The sequence below is a fragment of the Clostridioides sp. LIBA-2809 genome, from assembly GCF_056688965.1.
Window position 1 is genome coordinate 199,090 of record NZ_CP197004.1, and the last position, 19,460, is coordinate 218,549.

Here is a 19,460-nt window from a genome sequence, read left to right on the forward strand (position 1 = left end):
TAAATGTTAAAGATACAAGAGTATAGACATAGTGTGGAGCAGATAGCTTCAAATTTAGAAGAATTGAGGGTTTCTCTTTGACATAGCTTCATTGATGGAAAAAATACAAATTAATGAAGAAAAGATGAACAAACAAGACTTTTGGAACGATAATGAATTCGCTCAAAGAGTACTTCAAGAAAATAAATCTTTAAAAGAGACACTAGAAGAATATGAAAGTTTAAAAAATTTATTAGAAGATATAGAAGTATTGATTGAAATAGGTCTAGAGGAAGAGGATGACTCTGTAGAAAAGGATATAGAAAAGTCCATAGAATCAATAGAGGAAAAATTATCTGAAATTAAAATAAAAACTCTTCTAAGTGGAGAGTATGATAAAAATAATGCTATATTATCTATAAACGCTGGTACTGGCGGTTTGGATGCTCAAGATTGGGCTCAGATGCTTTTGAGAATGTATATAAGATGGTCAGAAGGAAAGGGTTATAAAGTTAAGCTTTTAGATATAATATCAGACCCTGAAGCTGGGATAAAGACAGCTACAATCCTTGTAGAAGGAACAAACGCTTATGGATACTTAAAGAGTGAAAAAGGGGTTCATAGGTTGGTGAGAATATCTCCATTTGACCCATCAGGAAAAAGACATACTTCATTTGCATCTATAGATGTAACACCAGAGTTAGATGAGAATATAGAAGTAGAAATTAATCCATCAGATTTAAAGATAGACACATATAGAGCGTCTGGAGCCGGGGGGCAGCATGTAAATACAACTGATTCAGCAGTTAGAATAACACATGTTCCTACAGGTGTAGTAGTTCAGTGTCAAAATGAGAGGTCTCAGCATCTAAATAAAGATAGAGCTATGAGATTTTTGATGGCAAAACTGATAGAACTAAAAGAATTGGAACAAAAGGAAAAAATAGAAGATATACAAGGAAAATATTCACAAATAACATGGGGTAGTCAAATTAGGTCGTATGTTTTTCAGCCATATAAATTGGTTAAAGACCATAGAACAAATGCTGAGTTTGGAAATGTAGACAGTGTAATGAATGGAAATATAGACCTATTTATTAATGAATACTTAAAAATGAATAAAACAGTTTAATAAATATGCACTGTAATTAAGATATATGTATAAGAAGGTTAGTGCTTACTATGCACTTACAGCACTTAGGCTGAGGACGACAACCCTCAGCCTTCGTTCTGTTTATTATACTTATGAAAAAACTAACATTAGGAGTGAAAAAATTGGATATAAATCAAATCTTAAAAAAAGAATTTAATCTTAGAGATGAGCAAATAAACAATACATTAAAACTTATTGATGAGGGTAATACAATACCATTTATAGCTAGGTACAGAAAAGAAATGACTGGTGAGATGAGTGATGTTACACTAAGAGAATTTCATGAAAAATTGATGTACTTAAGAAACCTTCAAAGTAGAAAAGATGATGTAGTTAGACTAATAGATGAGCAAGGCAAGTTAACAGATGAAATAACAAAAAATATAGAAAAAGCAAAGACATTACAAGAAGTAGAAGATATCTATGCTCCATATAAACAAAAGAAAAGAACTAGAGCAACAATAGCTAAAGAAAAGGGATTAGAAAATTTAGCGTTGTCAATACTAGAGAATAATCTAGATAGTATAGAAGTAGAAGCAAAGAATTATATAGATGAGGAGAAAGAAGTTCTTTCTGTTGAAGATGCATTAAAAGGAGCTAGAGATATAATTGCAGAATTAGTTTCAGATGATGCTAAGATTAGAAAATATATAAGAGAATTAGCATTAAGAGAAGGCATGATAGTTAGCAAAAGCTCTACTGATGAGAAATCAGTTTATGATATGTATTATGATTATAATGAAGCAGTAAAGAGCATGGCTCCACATAGAGTCTTGGCAATAAATCGAGGAGAAAAAGAGAACTTCTTAAAAGTTAAGTTAGAAATAAATAATGATAAAGTTTTAAATTACATAATAAATGAATATGTAAATGATAAAAATTTCAAAAATAAGGAAGAAATCGTAAGCTCAATAGAAGATTCTTATAAAAGATTAATTTTTCCATCAATAGAAAGAGAAATAAGAAATCATTTAACAGAAATAGCTCAAGAAAGAGCTATAAGTGTATTTGGAAAAAATGTTAAAAGTTTATTGCTTCAACCACCAGTTAAAGACAAAGTAGTTATGGGATTTGACCCTGCATTTAGAACAGGATGTAAAATAGCTATAGTAGATAAAAATGGTAAACTATTAGATTATACAACAGTATACCCAACAGACCCTCAAAATAATGTGGAAGGGGCAAAGAAAGTCTTAAAAAGATTGATTGAAAAATACGATATAGATATAATTTCAATAGGTAATGGTACTGCATCTAGAGAATCAGAAACTTTTGTATCAGAAATGATAAAAGAGATAGATAGGGAAGTACAATATGTTATAGTTAGTGAGGCTGGAGCCTCTGTCTATTCAGCATCTGAACTTGCAAATGAAGAACATCCAGATATAAATGTATCAATAAGAGGAGCTATATCTATAGCTAGAAGATTACAAGACCCATTAGCAGAGCTTGTAAAAATAGACCCTAAAAGTATTGGTGTAGGTCAATATCAGCATGATTTAAATAAAAAAAGACTAGAAGAAGTATTAGATGGTGTTGTTGAAGATTCTGTGAATAGTGTTGGAGTAGATTTAAATACAGCATCATACTCTCTATTAGAACATATTGCAGGAATAAGTAAAGCTATTGCAAAAAACATAATAGCATATAGAGAAGAAAATGGAGATTTTACATCGAGAGTACAACTGAAAAAAGTAAAACGACTTGGACCTCAAGCATTCACTCAGTGTGCTGGATTTATGAGAATCTTAGATGGTAAAAACCCACTAGATAATACAGGTGTGCATCCTGAAAGTTATGACATATGTAAAAAAATGATTGAGATAATAGGGTATTCTTTAGATGATATAAAAAATAAAAATATAGAAGAAATAGATGAGAAAATAAAAGAGATTGGTCTAAAAGAATTAAGTGAAAAGCTAGAAGTAGGTCAAGTTACTTTAAGAGATATTATAGCTGAAATTAAAAAGCCAGGAAGAGACCCAAGAGAAGAAGGAATAAAACCTATTCTTAGAACTGATGTCTTAAAAATTGAAGATATACAAGAAGGCATGTCTTTAAAAGGTACAATTAGAAATGTTGTAGATTTTGGTGCATTTGTAGATATTGGAATAAAAAATGATGGGTTAGTTCATAAATCAGAAATGAGTAATAGCTTTGTAAAAGACCCTATGAGTATTGTTACAGTAGGAGATATAGTTGATGTAAAAGTTATTGGAATTGACTTAAACAAAAAAAGAGTAGCTTTATCAATGAAAAAATAAACAAGTTTATGTATTGTTATTTTGAATTCTATATTTGTAAATACAACTTATAGTAGGTATGAGTATTAAAAATTAAAAAAGTATATTGTAAAAAACAATGTTAAAAAGAAGTAAGAGAGTCTTGAAAATCAGGAGGAAAATGAATGATTTTTATAAAAAATGGTAAAATAAACACCATAACAAATGGAATAATTAAAGGCGATATCCTTATAGATGAAGGAAAAATAATAGAAATAGGAGAAGACTTAATAGCACCATTAGATGCAGATATAATAGATGCAAGTAATAAACTTGTGTTCCCTGGATTTATAGATGCTCATACTCATTTGGGTCTATGGGAAGATGGGATAGGTTTTGAAGGGGCAGATGGAAATGAAGAAACTGACCCAATAACACCACAATTAAATCCTATAGATGGAATCAATCCAATGGATAGAACATTTAAAGAAGCTTTTGAGGGTGGTATAACTTCTGTCTGTACAACACCTGGAAGTGCAAATGTTATGGGAGGTCAATGTATAGCTATAAAAACACATGGAAAAAGAATTGATAAAATGGTAATAAAAAATCCAGTTGCATCTAAAATAGCATTTGGAGAAAATCCAAAAAGTTGCTATGGTCAAGATGACAAATCTCCTCAAACTAGGATGGCTATAGCAGCCTTGCTTAGAGAAAATTTAAAAAAAGCGGAAGAATATCTAGAAGAGATTGATTTATATGAAAGTCATGATGATGAAGACTGTGAAAAGCCTGAATATGACATAAAAATGGAAAGTTTAATACCTGTGCTGAGAAGAGAAATTCCTTTCAAGGCACATGCTCATAGAGCTGATGATATGTTTACAGCAATAAGAATTGCAAAAGAATTTGACTTAAAACTTACATTAGACCATTGTACAGAGGGTCATCTTATTGTAGATGAATTGGTAGAAGAAGGATTTCCTGTGATAGTAGGTCCATCTTTGTCAGAAAGGTCTAAATTTGAACTTAGAAATCTGACATTTAGTACAGCTGGAATACTTTCAAATGCAGGTCTTGATGTATGTATAATGACAGACCACCCAGTAATACCAGTTCAATATCTTCCAATATGTGCAGGCATAGCAGTTAAACATGGTATGAAAGAAGAAAAAGCAATAGAATCAATTACAATAAATCCAGCTACGGCTTTAGGAATAGGAGACAAAGTAGGTTCTATAGAGGTTGGCAAAGATGCAGATATAGTAATTTGGGACAATTCTCCACTAGAGATTCAAAGTAACGTACTTTACACTATAATAAATGGCAAAGTAGTATATGAGAAAAAATAACTTGACAATTATTAAAAAATTAACTAATATAAGAGTGTAAGGAAAATTAAAAAATCAAAGAAGATCTTCGGGGCAGGGCGAAATTCCCTACCGGCGGTATAGCCCGCGAACTACTTAGGTGGTTGATTTGGTGAGATTCCAAAGCCGACAGTAAAGTCTGGATGAGAGAAGATATTTATGGAATATAAATAAGTTTATTTTAGTTTGTTTAAACTATATCCATAAAAACTCGAAGATAGGATCTTCGAGTTTTTTGTTTTTCCTAAAAAATATAAACTATTGATTAGGAGGAAAGTAGTTATGCAAAATACAGTAAAAAGAGGTAATATGATTTCAACAAGAACTTTGGTGGTTATGTCAATTTTATCTGCAATATCTTATTTATTGATGTTTATTCAAGCACCAATACCAGGTATTTTTCCAGATTTCTTAAAAATTGACTTATCAGATATCCCAGCAATATTTGGTGGTATGTCTTTAGGACCATTGGTTGGATTTGGTGTAGTTGTAGTAAAAAATATACTACAAATGATAACAGCAACAACAACTGGAGGAGTAGGAGAATTTGCAAATATATTAATTGGTGGTTCTTATGTACTTATACTTTGTTATTCATATAAGAGAAGTAAAGATTTAAAGGGTGTAGTAATTGGATTTGTATTAGGGACAATAGCTATGACTATAATTGGTTCATTGGTAAATTATTTTGTAATGCTGCCACTTTATGGGCAATTAATGGGACTAGATGCTATAATAGGCCTAGGCTCAGCTATAAATCCTCAAGTTCATGATTTATTTACTTTTGTAATTTGGATGATAGCTCCATTTAATGTATTAAAGGCTGTTATAATATCTTTAGTAACATTACCACTTTATAAAAAAATGGGAAATGTAATAAAAAAATAATTAGACAAGAAAATATAAAATTTTAAAATTAAATGTATTGAATAGCCATAATTTATTTATAACTTCGGTCCTATATTGTGATTGATATATTAAATAGATTATGGCTTTATTAATTTATCAAAAATTGTATATAAAATAAGAAATATTTAGGCAAATTTAATTTTTAAAATAAAGGAAGAATTAAAACGATTAACTATTAAAATACTAAAAAGGTATCTATAATACACAGAGCGAATTCATAATAAATAAAAAATAAAGATATTATAAAAAATAAATAAAGATTTATGCTTAATTTTTTAATAATATCTAATTTAATAATGATAGGGGTGTAGATAGATGAGTATATCTAAAAAATTGAAAAAATTATTTTTAGATGATAAAGGGTATTATTTTAATAGTAATTGGGAAAATATTCATATAAGTGTTGATAACGAAGAGTTGAAAATGCCTTTAAAGTATATTACAAATGAATACATTGAAAATATGGAAAGTGTAAAGTATGATTATCGTGAATTAAAAAATATAAAAAATCAAACTGATGGGATGTGTATTCTAGCGATAAGGCAAAATTATAAAGCCCTAGAGTATGTAAAAAAGCAAACAGAAGAATTATGTTTAGAGGCGATAAGGTATAACTATAAAGCACTAAAATATGTAAAAGAACAAACAGAGTATATATGTCTTGAAGCTATAAAAAAGGATTGTAATGCACTTAAGTATGTAAGAAACCAGACAGAGAAGCTTATTATAAAAGCAATAAGATATTCTTCAAATATAGATGTTGTAAGTATACTAAAAGCTTTAGAGGTTCAAACAAGAAGTATATGTTTAGAAGCAATTAAAAAAGATGGTAGGTGTCTTGCATATGTTAGAGAACAGAGTGAAGAACTATGTATAGAAGCGATTAAGCAAAACTATAAAGCATTACAATATGTAAAAAATCAAACAGATAAGATGTGTATGGAAGCTGTAAATCAAAATGGTATGGCACTGCAATATGTAAACAAACAAAAAGATGAAATATGTATGGAAGCTGTCAAACAAGATGGAAGAAGTCTGCAATTTGTTAATAATAAAACAGAGGAAATATGTATAAAAGCTATAAGATATTTAGATAAAAAATATAATATTAAAGATGTGTTAAGTTACATAGATAATTATACAGAAGATATATGCATAGAGATTGTAAGACAAAATGGTAAGATGTTAATGTATATAAAAAATCAGACAGAAAAAATGTGTATTGAAGCAGTTAAAGAGAATTATAAGTCTCTTAAATATGTAAAAGAGCAATCTGAGAAAATATGCAAAGAAGCTTTAAAGCAAAGTTGTAAGGCAAAAGAGTATATAAAAATTATTATTGAAGACTGTATATAATGTCTAGATATGGCCATCAATAAAAAAAGATAAATAGAAGTACTTTATAATAGTCTAGGCTTATACTATAATTAATTAAGCAGTGATATAAATTCACATGACGATTATATCAAAATGGAGATGAATTGATGGCAAAAATATATTTAGAAAATGAAAATAAAACTAGAGAAATAGGATATAAATTAGGTAAACTTTTGAAAGAAGGTAGTGTTATCTGTTTAGTAGGAGATTTAGGGGCTGGGAAAACTACAATGACACAAAGCTTAGCAGATTCATTAGGTATAAAAGATTATATAACAAGTCCAACTTTTACTATAATAAATGAATATGAAGGTAAAATACCTTTGTATCATTTTGATGTTTACAGAATAGGTAGCAGTGATGAAATGTATGATATTGGATATGATGAATATATAAATTCAAAGGGAATTTGCATAATCGAATGGGCTAATCTAATAGAAGATATACTTCCAGAGGAATATTTAAATATAGAATTAAAGTATAAAGATGATGGAAGAGAAATGATATTAACTCCAAAAGGAGATTTTTACAAAGAAATAGTTGAGGAGTTGACTAAATAATGAAAATACTAGGTATGGATACATCTTCTATGGCAGCAAGTGTATCAGTTGTAGAAGATGATAACTTAATATGTGAGTTTACAGTGAACAACAAAAAAACTCATTCGCAAAAACTTATGCCAATGATAGAAAGTATGTTGAACATGAGTGATTTAAGTATAAAAGATATGGATTTATTAGCTGTATGTATAGGGCCTGGGTCATTTACAGGTCTTAGAATAGGTATGGCCACAGTAAAAGCTATGGCTCATGTAAATAATATACCAATAATAGCAGTGAATTCTTTAGAATCTCTAGCAAATAACATGAATCTATGTGATAGGAAGATATGTTGTATATTAGATGCGCAGAAGAATCAAGTCTATTCAGCTAAATATAAACTTGAAAATGGAGAGCTAATAGAATTAGAGGGTGTTAATGTTGTGGAATTTGACACTTTATTAGAGGAAATAGTATCAAGTGATGAAGAATTTATAGTAGTTGGAGAAGCTGTATATAAGTATAAAGATAAGTTAGAAAATATAAAAAATGTAAAAATACCATCACCAGCTAATAATGTATCTAATGCAGGAAGCTTATGCTCTTTGGCATTAAGTAAATATAATAAAAATATAGATGTACATACTTGTTATACAATAAATCCTATGTATATCAGAAAATCTCAAGCTGAAGTACAATACGATGAAAAAATGAAGAGGCTAAATGATGAAAGATAATACAAAACTAATAGTAGATGATATAAAAATAGAAGAAATGACTATTAAAGATATAGATGAAGTTTTTGAAGTAGAAAAAAATTGTTTTGAAGATTATTGGTCAAAAGAATCTTTTAGAAAAGAGTTATCTAATGAAGTAGCAAGGTATATAGTAGCTAAACTAGATGGAAAAGTTGTTGGATACGTGGGAATTTGGCTTATACTTGATTAAAAAATAGCTACGCACACTCGTGACTTTAGTCGTGAGTTAGTAGCTAAAGTAGTCAGCATATAGGGAAACTTATATGTAGAGATAGGAAAGAACCTATCTAATACTACTTGAATTGCTGGAAACCCCTAAAGCTAACTAAACTAAAACATAAGGATGAAATAAACCTAAGTGTGAAAGTTACGAAAGTAGAAAAAATTGGTTAGATGGTATAAGGTTAAACCCTAAGTACTTTAAAATGGGCAATCAGCAGGTAAGCTCCGAATAGGAGAAACTTCAACGACTATTCCTCTTGAGGGAAGTACACTACAAGCTATTGGTAGTGGAAGTGGGTAGACCTTAACGGATAATGCCGAAGGATAAGATATAGTCTGTGCTTGCATGAAAATGTAAGAAGTTCATAAGAGAACTGCATAGGTAGTAGCGAACTTATGTGAACGACAACCTCAAAAATGATAAAAGTTAAGGGCTTACAGTTTTTATATATGTTATTTAAAAAATAAATATGAAAACCTTCAAAATACTTGTTTTAAATGTTAATATTATGATGGGTGATGAATAATCAGAAAAAACAAGTAAAGTGAGGTGATAGTAGTGGAAAAGTCATATAAGTTTAGAATGTATCCAAATAAAAAACAGCAAGAGCTAATTAACAAAACTTTTGGATGTTGTAGATTTGTATATAATAAGTATCTTGCTAAAAAAATAGAAGTTTATGAAAACAATAAAGAAACTTTTACTTATAAACAGTGCAGTTCTGATTTGACCAATTTAAAAAGAGAATTAAAGTGGCTTAAAGAACCTGACAAATTTTCACTACAAAACACCTTAAAAGATTTAGAAAACGCATATAAAAAATTCTTTAAAGAAAATGCAGGATTTCCTAAATTTAAATCAAAGAAAACTAATAGATTTTCATATAGAACTAACTTTACAAGTGGAAATATTATGTACTTTAGTCAATATATAAAATTACCTAAACTTGGTATGGTTAAAGTAAGGGATAAACAAGTACCTCAAGGGAGAATACTTAATGCTACAGTATCCAAAGAACCAAGTGGTAAATATTATGTATCACTATGTTGTACTGATATAGAGATTGAAGCATTTGAAAATACTAATAATCAGATAGGTTTAGATTTAGGAATTAAAGAATTTTGTATCTCAAGTTGTGGAGAATTTATAGAAAATCCTAAGTATCTTCAAAAGTCATTAAACAAACTTGCTAAATTACAAAGAGAATTATCGAGAAAAACAATTGGTAGTTTAAATAGAAATAAAGCAAGGTTAAAAGTTGCAAGACTTCAAGAACATATAGCTAATCAAAGGAAGGATTTTCTACAAAAACTATCTACCAAATTAATACGAGAGAATGATATTATTTGCATAGAAGATTTACAAGTAAAGAATATGACTAAAAATCATAAACTATCTCGCTTAATTTCTGATGTGTCATGGTCAGAATTTGTTCGTCAATTAGAATATAAGGCTAATTGGTATGGTAGACAAATTGTAAAGGTAGGTAAATTCTTTGCAAGTTCACAAATATGCAATAAATGTGGGTACAAAAACGAGGAAATGAAGAATTTAAGTATAAGAGAATGGATTTGTCCTTGTTGTAATGAAACTCACGATAGAGATATAAATGCAAGTATAAATATACTAAAAGAAGGATTAAAACTAATAAGAGTTTAAAGTAGATAACTTATGTAAAAACCGTAGGAACTATGGGGATAGCCTGTGGAGAGTTTGTAAGACATATTTTAGTATGCAAAATTCTATGAAGCAGGAACCCTGTGACTTTAGTCATGGGAGGTTCAGGAGGGGCATATAAATAATGTGGCTGTTCATAGTGACTATAGAGGCAAAAAAATAGGAGATAAGTTAATAAAAGGTATAGTTGATTTATGCAAAGATAATAATATTGCATCTATGACACTAGAAGTTAGAGCATCAAATAAAATAGCACAAAATTTATATAGAAAATATGGATTTAAAATGGGTGGAATAAGAAAAGAATACTACAGTGATAATAAAGAAGATGCAATTATAATGTGGAACCAATTAAAAGAGGTGTAGAGTTTATGAGTGATATAATAACATTAGCTATAGAAAGTAGTTGTGATGAAACAGCTGCATCAGTTTTAAAAAATGGTAGAGACGTACTTTCAAACATAATCTCTACTCAAATAGAGACACATAAAAAATTTGGTGGTGTAGTTCCAGAGGTAGCTTCAAGAAAACATGTGGAAAATATTGATATAGTTGTTCAGGAAGCTTTAGATAAAGCAAATGTAGGATTTAATGACATAGACCATATTGCAGTTACATATGGACCTGGTCTAGTAGGAGCCTTGCTAGTAGGCTTATCTTATGCTAAAGCACTTGCATATACTTTGAATATACCACTTGTAGGAGTAAATCATATAGAAGGTCATCTAAGTGCAAATTATATAGAGCACAAGGATTTGAAACCTCCTTTTATAACATTAATAGTATCTGGAGGTCATACTCACTTGGTTGAAGTCAAAGACTATGGTAAGTATGAAATTTTAGGAAAAACTAGAGATGATGCATCTGGAGAGGCATTTGATAAGATTTCAAGAGCAATGAATTTAGGTTATCCAGGAGGTCCAATTATTGATAATCTCGCTAAAAAAGGAAATAAACATGCTATAGAATTTCCAAGAGCTTATTTAGAAGAAGATAGCTACGACTTTAGTTTTAGTGGATTAAAATCTTCTGTATTAAATTATCTAAATGGAAAAAGAATGAAGAATGAAGAAATAATGGTTGAAGATGTAGCAGCATCTTTTCAAGAAGCTGTAGTAGAAGTTTTATCAACTAAAGCACTAAAAGCAGCAAAAGATAAAGGCTATGATATTATAACCCTTTCTGGTGGAGTTGCTTCCAATTCGGGTCTAAGAGCTAAAATAACAGAGCTTGCAAAAAATAGTGGGATAATTGTTAAATATCCTCCTCTAATTTTATGCACAGATAATGCAGCTATGATAGGGTGTGCAGGATATTATAATTTTATAAATGGTAAAACACATGATATGAGTTTGAATGCAGTTCCAAATTTAAAGATAAATCAGTAATATAAACTAAATTTATAAGTATATTAAGGATTTGTTTCAAAAAAGTAACTAGAAGTAAAATTGAATATAATAAAAATAAATATAGTATATATTAAAACTTGAAGTAAAACTATGTATAACATTTATATTCTAATGAATTGCAACGTGTTTAGAATATAAAGGTCATCTTTAGTCTGAATTTGCTTCAAGTTTAATTTTTTTGTAGAAAGATTATTTTAAAAAGTGGGTAATGTACCCTTTTTTTTCCCTATTAAAAAGTCTTATACTAATTATAGAAAGATTAAGGAGGGGAAGAAATGAGTCAAAGTAAAGAAGACAAGATAAGAAGTATTTTAGAAGCAAAAAATATTAAGGCAAATTTTCAAGATAAAGAAAATTTAGATGAATTTAGTGAAAAAAAGGCAAGTAAAAGAGCTGATGATTTATTAAATGTATATTATAATACATTATCTACAGCTGATATGGAATTTCCATATTGGTATAATAGAGAATATAGAAAATCAGATGGTGATATACCTGTAGTTAGAAGAGCTAAGGCTCTTAAATCTGCTTTTTCTCATATGACACCAAATATAATACCAGGCGAGAAAATAGTAATGCAAAAAACACGCCACTATAGAGGGTCATTCCCAATGCCTTGGGTAAGTGAAAGTTTCTTCGTAGCTCAAGGTGAACAAATGAAGGAAGAAGCAAATAAGTTGGCTAGTAATACAGCAGATGAACTTACAAAATTTGGTTCTGGTGGGGGAAATGTAACTGAAAGTTTTGGAAATGTTGTTTCAATAGCTGGTAAGTTTGGAATGAGAAAAGAAGAAGTACCTGTACTTGTAAAAATGGCTAAAGAATGGGTTGGAAGATCAGTTGAAGATGTAGGTTTTCATTATGAGAAAATGATGCCAGATTATGATTTAAAAGAAAAATTAATGAGTACGCTTATTTGTATGTTTGATTCAGGATATACACTTCCTCAAGGTAGAGAAGTTATAAATTATTTTTATCCTTTGAATTATGGATTAGATGGAATCATAGAAATGGCAAAAGAATGTAAGAAAGCAGTTGCAGGAAACGCATCTGGAGATGGACTTATTGGAATGGACCGTCTATATTTCTATGAAGCAGTTGTTCAAGTTATTGAAGGATTACAAACTTGGATTTTAAATTATGCAAAACATGCAAAATATTTAGAGAGTATAGAAAAAGATTTGGAAGCTAAAAAAGAATATTCAGATTTAGTGGAAATATTAGAACATATTGCACACAAACAACCTCGTACATTTAGGGAAGCGCTTCAATTGACTTATACAATTCATATAGCATCAGTAAACGAAGATGCTATATCTGGTATGTCTATAGGTCGTTTTGGTCAAATCTTATATCCTTGGTATGAGCAAGATATAGAAAAAGGAATAATTACAAAAGAAGAAGTAATTGAATTATTAGAACTTTATAGAATAAAGATTACTTGTATTGACTGTTTTGCTTCAGCAGGTGTAAATGGAGGAGTATTATCAGGAAATACATTTAATACATTATCTATAGGTGGATTAAGAGAAGATGGTTCTACAGGAGCAAATGAATTAGAAGAATTACTATTAGAAGCAAGTATGAGATGTAGAACTCCTCAACCTAGTTTAACTATGTTGTACGATGAAAAACTTCCAGAAGATTTCCTAATGAAAGCTGTTGAATGTACAAAGCTTGGTTCTGGTTATCCAGCATGGGTAAACAACTCAAATGGAACAACTTTTATGATGAGACAATTTGCTGATGAAGGTATGACTGTTGAAGAAGCTAGAGCTTTTGCATTAGGTGGATGTCTAGAAACATCTCCAGGATGTTGGAAACAGTTAACTTTAAATGGAAAAACATATTCTATAGCAGGTGGAGCAGGGCAAACAGCTGGTTCTGGAGTACATTTTTTAGCTAATCCTAAAATATTAGAACTTGTTCTTATGAATGGTAAAGACCATCGTATGAATGTACAAGTATTTGAACCTCATAATAAACCTCTAGATACATATGAAGAGGTTGTAGAAGTATTTAAAGATTATTATAAACAAGCAATAAATGTTCTTGAAAGAGCAAATAATATTGAGCTAGATATATGGAGAAAGTTTGATACCTCTGTAATAAATTCACTATTAAAGCCAGATTGTTTAGACAAAGGTCAACATATAGGAAATATGGGATATCGTTATAATGCAACATTAAATGTAGAGACTTGCGGTACTGTTACTATGGTTAATTCATTTGCGGCACTTAAAAAACTTGTATATGATGACAAATCTTTTACACTTGAAGAAATGAAAGAGGCTATTTTGAATAACTTTGGATTTAAAGATGCTTTAGAAGTTGGAAATTATTCTATGGCAGACCAAGTAAAAGTAGATGAAACTGGTAAATATGATGCTATTTACAAGGCCTGTCTTGATGCACCTAAATATGGAAATAATGATTTATATGCAGATAGTATTCTTAAAAACTATGAAATATGGTTAGCAAAAGTATGTGAAGAAGCACAATCTTTATATGCTAAAAAGATGTATCCTTGTCAAATATCTGTTTCTACACATGGTCCACAAGGAGCTGCTACTTTAGCTACTCCAGATGGTAGATTAAGTGGGACAACATATTCAGATGGTTCAGTTTCTGCATATGCAGGAACTGATAAAAATGGTGTTTATGCATTATTTGAGTCTGCAACTATTTGGGACCAAGCGGTAGTTCAAAATTCTCAAATGAATTTAAAACTTCACCCAACAACTATTAAAGGACAACAAGGTACTAAAAAATTATTAGACTTAACAAGAAGTTACTTAAGAAAAGGTGGCTTCCATATACAATACAATGTTGTGGATTCAAAAACATTAAAAGAGGCACAGAAAAATCCTGATAATTATCGTCAATTAATGGTGCGTGTTGCTGGATTCACTCAATACTGGTGTGAATTAGGAAAACCAATACAGGACGAAGTAATTGCTAGAACAGAGTATGAAGGGGTGTAAAATATGAAAAAACATAGTGATTGTATGAATTTTTGTGCAGTAGATGCTACTAAAGGAATTTGTAGATTATCAAAACAAATGCTTAACTTAGATGATGAAGCTTGTGAAGAAATAAAAACAATGCCAAAATGTAAAAATTGTAAAAATTTTATTGATGTTAATGATGAAGGTATAGGCAAATGTGTTGGTCTTGAAAGGGAAGACTGGGTATATTCAACATTAAATGCAATTACTTGTGAAGGACATACGTTTAATGAGTAGTCAAAATCAACTAGAAGGCATGATTTTTGATGTACAAAGCTTTTCAGTCCATGATGGACCAGGTTGCAGAACAACAGTATTTTTAAATGGATGTCCACTTAGTTGTAAATGGTGTGCAAATCCTGAAAGTTGGACTGTAAGACCACATATGATGTTTAGTGAGTTATCTTGTAAATATGAAGATGGGTGTACTGTATGCCATGGCAAATGTAAAAAAGGTGCATTGAGTTTTAATCTTGATAATAAGCCAACCATAGATTGGAACATATGTAAAGACTGTGAAAGTTTTGAATGTGTCAACTCATGTTATTATAATGCGTTTAAGCTATGTGCAAAACCTTATACTGTAGATGAGCTTATAAGAGTAATTAAACGTGATTCTAACAACTGGAGAAGTAATGGAGGAGTAACATTTAGTGGGGGAGAGCCACTACTTCAACATGAATTTTTACATGAAGTATTATTGAAATGTCATGAGATAAATGTGCACACTGCTATTGAGACAAGTGCATGTGTTTCCAATGAAGTTTTTAATAAAATATTTAAAGATATTGATTTTGCATTTATTGATATAAAGCATATGGATAGAGAAAAACACAAAGAGCAAACTGGTGTGTATAATGATTTAATATTGGAAAACGTATCAAATCTTGCTAACTCTGACTGGAAAGGAAGATTGGTACTTAGAGTGCCAGTCATAGGAGGATTTAATGATGGTACTGAAAATATAAGTGATATTATATCTTTTATGCACAAAAATAATTTGGTAGAGATTAACTTGTTACCATTTCATAGGCTAGGAGAATCAAAGTGGATTCAATTAGGCAAGGAGTATGAGTATTCTGATAAGGGAGATGTTGATGAAGAGCATCTTGAAGAATTACAAGATATATTTTTGGATAATGGTATAGCTTGTTATGTTGGTCATGAGACAGCTTTTTAAAAGTAAATGCCATAAATTTTAATTAAAAAGGATGTCACACTAAAAGTTAGAGTGACATCCTTTTTTGTGTAAAAATAATCAAGTAAAGTTTTATATATTACTTAATATCCATAAAGATTGCTTCAAATTTATACCTAAATATCTATTTTGTATAGCTTAAATTATGACTAGAACACCTATTATGTTTACTTTATAGTAGTAGAAGCCTTATGGTAAAATATTACTATGAAAAAATTTAATATAATCTGTATTAGAAACAACCAAAAATAATAATTAGGAGGAAGATATCTATATGAACAAATTATGGAACAACTTTTTTATTAAGAACAAAGACAAAAAAGTACGTTCAGGGTGGATTATTATAGCCGTTATGGCTACCTTTTACATACTTCAGTATTATTCAAGTTCTATACTTATACAAATATTACGAAAAATTTTGATTGCTACAGGTGATATTAATCCAAAAACAAACTATTTTTCGGAATATGCTAATTGGCTAAATGATGTTTGTTTACCAATTGTATTTCAAATTCTAACAGATGCTCTTATGATTATTATTCCAATAATTGTATGGAGATTTATTATGAAACATCCTATTAGTGAAATGGGATTACATTCTTATAGGGTTAAGAAAAAAGAAGGATATGTGGGAATGTTGTTAGGAATAGTCAATTGTACAATAGTTTTTATTATAACAATAACAATTGGTGGAGGGCATGTTGTTTCATGGGTACCAAAACTTTCACTTTTAACAGTTTCCTGGATAGCTGTCTTTATTGTAGTTGCTTTTGCAGAAGAAATTTTAAATCGTGGTTTTTTAATGGCAGTTTTACGAAGATGTAACAATATTTATTTTATAATGATTGTTCCATCTGTTGTTTTTGGATTGATTCATATATCAAATCCTGATGTTACATTTTTATCTATAGTTAATATTATAATTGTTGGAATCCTTTTCTCATATATGTTTATAAAATCCTCAAATATATGGATGTGTATAGGCTATCATTTTACATGGAATGTATTCCAAGGAATTATATATGGTATGCCTGTTAGTGGACTTCAAGTCCCAGGGATTATAACTACACAAATTACTAATAGTAATCTATTAAATGGTGGTATGTTTGGTATTGAAGGTGGGATTTTGACTACTTTTATTAACATACTTAGTTTTATATTTGTATGGTATTACTATAGAGATTCTAAGTATGATTTTATTAGTAATAAAGTAAATATGCACAATATCAAGAATTAGTTAATTAGTATAAATTTTAAAATAAATCAATACTATTACAGGTAAATTATGTTATTTGGTAGAGATGATACTAATAAAGGTGTGTATGGATTTACACATTAGTAGTATTTCTTTATAACACAGTCAATTTGAAAATATTTATATAAAATAATACCTTATATTCAAGTAAAATAAAGAATAGCAACTAATAAGACATAAATAGTTGTTATTCTTTTTATTTGTCTATTAGCTTAATATAAACTTTTTTTACATATCTTTAAGTGACTGATTTTATAGAAATTATAAATAAAAGGTACAAAAGTATATAGTTTATTTATAGATGTCTGTTTTTTACAAGATTAAATGTATATTATATGATATAATCGACTCAATTATTTCAATAAGACTTATATTTTTTTATTTATACCATATCTTATTGAAATCTACATAGTTTAATTTTACTTATACAATATAAATAAAATATACATATATCAAGGAGGTAATATGAAATTTTTAAATGCTTTAATAGTGGTTGAAGATATTGAGAAATCAAAAAAGTTTTATTATGATGTTTTAGGATTAAAGGTAATCTGTGATTTTGGAGAAAATGTTGTATTAGAAGGTGAGATATCATTACAAGAAAAAAAACTTTGGTTAGAGTTTATTAATAAGAGTGACAATGAAGTTAAATTCAAAGGAAATGATGCTGAGTTATATTTTGAGGAAGAATATTTTGATACTTTTGTTGAAAGATTGAGTACAATGAAAGATATAGATTATGTTCATCTGGCTGTAGAACATAGTTGGGGTCAAAGAGCGATTAGATTTTATGATTTAGATAAGCATATTATTGAGGTTGGGGAAACTATGTCATCTGTGTGTAGACGTTTTTTAGATAGTGGACTTTCAATGGATGAGGTAGCTAAAAGAATGGATGTAACTGTTGAATATATTGAATCAGTTTTAAACTAGGCATAGATTATATTAAAATAAAGGCGTCAGCTAATATATGCTTTCGCCTTTATTTATTATTTTTTATAAAGAGTTTATAAAATGTTATTGAATTTTTTCTCCAGAAATATATAATTTTGAATCTTCTGATTTATCTTCATACTCAATACCCTTATTTTTTTTCATAATTATGTATAGAGGTGCTATTAATAACATTGCTCCTAATCCTATTAAAACTCTATTTTGAGTTATAGGTTTTGCCATATCTTCTGCCCAAGCTTGCTGTAGCAACCATAAGCTACCTAAAATAGCTACTGTTGGTATAACAGGTCCAAATGGAATCTTAAAAGAAGCTTGAATGTCTGTTCTTTTTCTTAAAACTATTACTGATAAACAAGTTGGTATATACTGAGCAAATCTTGCAATTACACTCATTACTGCAAGTTGTTCAAAACTTCCAGTCAATACAAGTGGTATACAACAAATTAAAGATATTATTATTGCTACATATGGAGCATCATATTTATTTGTTTTTCCTATAAATGATGGAAGAGAACCTTCTTCTGCTAGAGAAGAACCACATTTAGGAGTTACTATTGAAGAACCTATATTTATTCCAAATATAGAGATTAATGTTGCTACAGATATAAAGACCTTACCATAGTTACCTAAAAATACACTTGAAGCATCTGCAATTGGAATACTATTTTCAAATAGTTTATCTCCAAGTATACCCATACAGACAACTTGAATTAAAATATAAATTATTGCACATATAAATATAGTAGTTATTAAGGCAATTGGAAGATTCTTTTTAGGATTTTCCATCTCTCCACTTGCTACAATAAATGATTCAAATCCAGTAAATGCGTAAAATACCAATATGATAGCTGGTCCTACACTAGAGTTAACTACATTACCAGAAGGGACAATATTTCCGAATTTTATAAAGAATATTCCGACTATTACAAAAACTATTAATGGTACTAATTTAGCTATAGTTATTACGTTATTCATTATCTTTGTGCTTTTAATTCCAAATAAGCTATTTATAGAAAGTAGTGTTACTAGCAATGCTGCTATATAGCCCTTGTATTCAGTTGCAGCTTCTGGCCAAAATGAACCTAAAGCTGTTGCAAATCCTACTGCTAGAGTAGACCATGATATAATTCTTATAACCCAAGACATGGTACCAACTTCAAAACCTATAAAATCTCCAAAAGCTTTTTTGGAATATAGATATGCACCTCCATTTTTATCAAACATACTTCCAACTTCTGCAAAACATAAAAGTATTGATAGAACTAGAATTGTAGCAAAAATATATATAAATATACTGTTTTGACTTGCTAGATTATAAACTTTACCTGGTAGTAAGAATATACCTGAACCTATTATACTATTAATTCCTAATAATATCATACTAAATAACCCTAATTTTTTAGCTTTTTCCATATTAATTTATCTCCTA

General features: G+C 29.4%; 16 protein-coding genes, 1 pseudogene and 1 riboswitch. Of the genes and pseudogenes, 16 read left to right on the forward strand and 1 reads right to left on the reverse strand.

Annotated features, from left to right (window positions below; all coding sequences use genetic code 11):
* Positions 1-3 precede the first annotated feature (3 nt).
* From prfB to ACTG44_RS01365, 16 genes and pseudogenes are all read left to right on the forward strand, one after another.
* Positions 4-1,111, forward strand: a protein-coding gene (gene prfB, locus ACTG44_RS01290) for a peptide chain release factor 2 (protein ID WP_479917890.1) whose coding sequence is annotated in 2 segments (ribosomal slippage) — positions 4-78 and positions 80-1,111 — 1,107 coding nt in all. Because the reading frame shifts where the segments join, the coding sequence is not laid out codon by codon here.
* Between the two features lie 143 nt (positions 1,112-1,254).
* Positions 1,255-3,396, forward strand: a complete 2,142-nt coding sequence (locus ACTG44_RS01295; RefSeq protein ID WP_479921688.1) for a Tex family protein — start codon at positions 1,255-1,257, stop codon at positions 3,394-3,396.
* A gap of 143 nt (positions 3,397-3,539) precedes the next feature.
* Positions 3,540-4,706, forward strand: coding sequence for an amidohydrolase (locus ACTG44_RS01300; protein WP_021382566.1), 1,167 nt, complete (start codon positions 3,540-3,542; stop codon positions 4,704-4,706).
* A 59-nt stretch (positions 4,707-4,765) separates the two neighbouring features.
* A riboswitch (FMN riboswitch) is annotated at positions 4,766-4,883 on the forward strand.
* Between the two features lie 123 nt (positions 4,884-5,006).
* Positions 5,007-5,612, forward strand: coding sequence for an ECF transporter S component (locus ACTG44_RS01305; RefSeq protein ID WP_169469729.1), 606 nt, complete (start codon positions 5,007-5,009; stop codon positions 5,610-5,612).
* Between the two features lie 336 nt (positions 5,613-5,948).
* Positions 5,949-6,989, forward strand: coding sequence for a DUF4116 domain-containing protein (locus ACTG44_RS01310; protein ID WP_479917893.1), 1,041 nt, complete (start codon positions 5,949-5,951; stop codon positions 6,987-6,989).
* A 128-nt stretch (positions 6,990-7,117) separates the two neighbouring features.
* Positions 7,118-7,570 carry a tRNA (adenosine(37)-N6)-threonylcarbamoyltransferase complex ATPase subunit type 1 TsaE gene (gene tsaE, locus ACTG44_RS01315; protein ID WP_021382571.1) on the forward strand — a complete coding sequence of 151 codons (453 nt, stop codon included), beginning with the start codon at positions 7,118-7,120 and terminating at the stop codon, positions 7,568-7,570.
* Positions 7,570-8,286, forward strand: coding sequence for a tRNA (adenosine(37)-N6)-threonylcarbamoyltransferase complex dimerization subunit type 1 TsaB (gene tsaB, locus ACTG44_RS01320; protein ID WP_021382564.1), 717 nt, complete (start codon positions 7,570-7,572; stop codon positions 8,284-8,286). Before tsaE ends, tsaB begins: the two co-directional genes overlap by 1 nt.
* Positions 8,276-8,497: a GNAT family N-acetyltransferase gene (locus ACTG44_RS01325; RefSeq protein WP_021382561.1), complete on the forward strand. Its 222-nt coding sequence runs from the start codon at positions 8,276-8,278 to the stop codon at positions 8,495-8,497. Before tsaB ends, ACTG44_RS01325 begins: the two co-directional genes overlap by 11 nt.
* 582 nt (positions 8,498-9,079) lie before the next feature.
* On the forward strand, positions 9,080-10,189 hold the full coding sequence (gene tnpB, locus ACTG44_RS01330; protein WP_479921128.1) for an IS200/IS605 family element RNA-guided endonuclease TnpB: 1,110 nt from the start codon (positions 9,080-9,082) through the stop codon (positions 10,187-10,189).
* A gap of 120 nt (positions 10,190-10,309) precedes the next feature.
* Positions 10,310-10,573: pseudogene (rimI, locus tag ACTG44_RS01335) on the forward strand (ribosomal protein S18-alanine N-acetyltransferase); the annotation flags it as partial.
* A gap of 5 nt (positions 10,574-10,578) precedes the next feature.
* Positions 10,579-11,595, forward strand: coding sequence for a tRNA (adenosine(37)-N6)-threonylcarbamoyltransferase complex transferase subunit TsaD (tsaD, locus tag ACTG44_RS01340; RefSeq protein ID WP_479921129.1), 1,017 nt, complete (start codon positions 10,579-10,581; stop codon positions 11,593-11,595).
* 296 nt (positions 11,596-11,891) lie between these two features.
* A complete protein-coding gene (hpdB, locus tag ACTG44_RS01345) occupies positions 11,892-14,600 on the forward strand; it encodes a 4-hydroxyphenylacetate decarboxylase large subunit (RefSeq protein ID WP_021382585.1) in 2,709 nt (902 codons plus the stop codon).
* 3 nt (positions 14,601-14,603) lie between these two features.
* Positions 14,604-14,861 carry a 4-hydroxyphenylacetate decarboxylase small subunit gene (gene hpdC / locus ACTG44_RS01350; RefSeq protein WP_021382584.1) on the forward strand — a complete coding sequence of 86 codons (258 nt, stop codon included), beginning with the start codon at positions 14,604-14,606 and terminating at the stop codon, positions 14,859-14,861.
* Positions 14,854-15,804, forward strand: coding sequence for a 4-hydroxyphenylacetate decarboxylase activase (gene hpdA / locus ACTG44_RS01355; RefSeq protein ID WP_021382581.1), 951 nt, complete (start codon positions 14,854-14,856; stop codon positions 15,802-15,804). The genes hpdC and hpdA overlap by 8 nt, the downstream gene beginning before the upstream one ends.
* A gap of 292 nt (positions 15,805-16,096) precedes the next feature.
* Positions 16,097-17,059, forward strand: a complete 963-nt coding sequence (locus ACTG44_RS01360; protein WP_021382583.1) for a CPBP family intramembrane glutamic endopeptidase — start codon at positions 16,097-16,099, stop codon at positions 17,057-17,059.
* Between the two features lie 483 nt (positions 17,060-17,542).
* Positions 17,543-18,010 (forward strand): VOC family protein, encoded by a 468-nt coding sequence (locus tag ACTG44_RS01365; protein WP_021382578.1) that lies wholly within the window; start codon positions 17,543-17,545, stop codon positions 18,008-18,010.
* An 84-nt stretch (positions 18,011-18,094) separates the two neighbouring features.
* On the opposite strand, the gene ACTG44_RS01370 is transcribed toward ACTG44_RS01365, so the two are convergent.
* Positions 18,095-19,444 (reverse strand): APC family permease, encoded by a 1,350-nt coding sequence (locus ACTG44_RS01370; RefSeq protein ID WP_021382582.1) that lies wholly within the window; start codon positions 19,442-19,444, stop codon positions 18,095-18,097.
* Positions 19,445-19,460 lie beyond the last annotated feature (16 nt).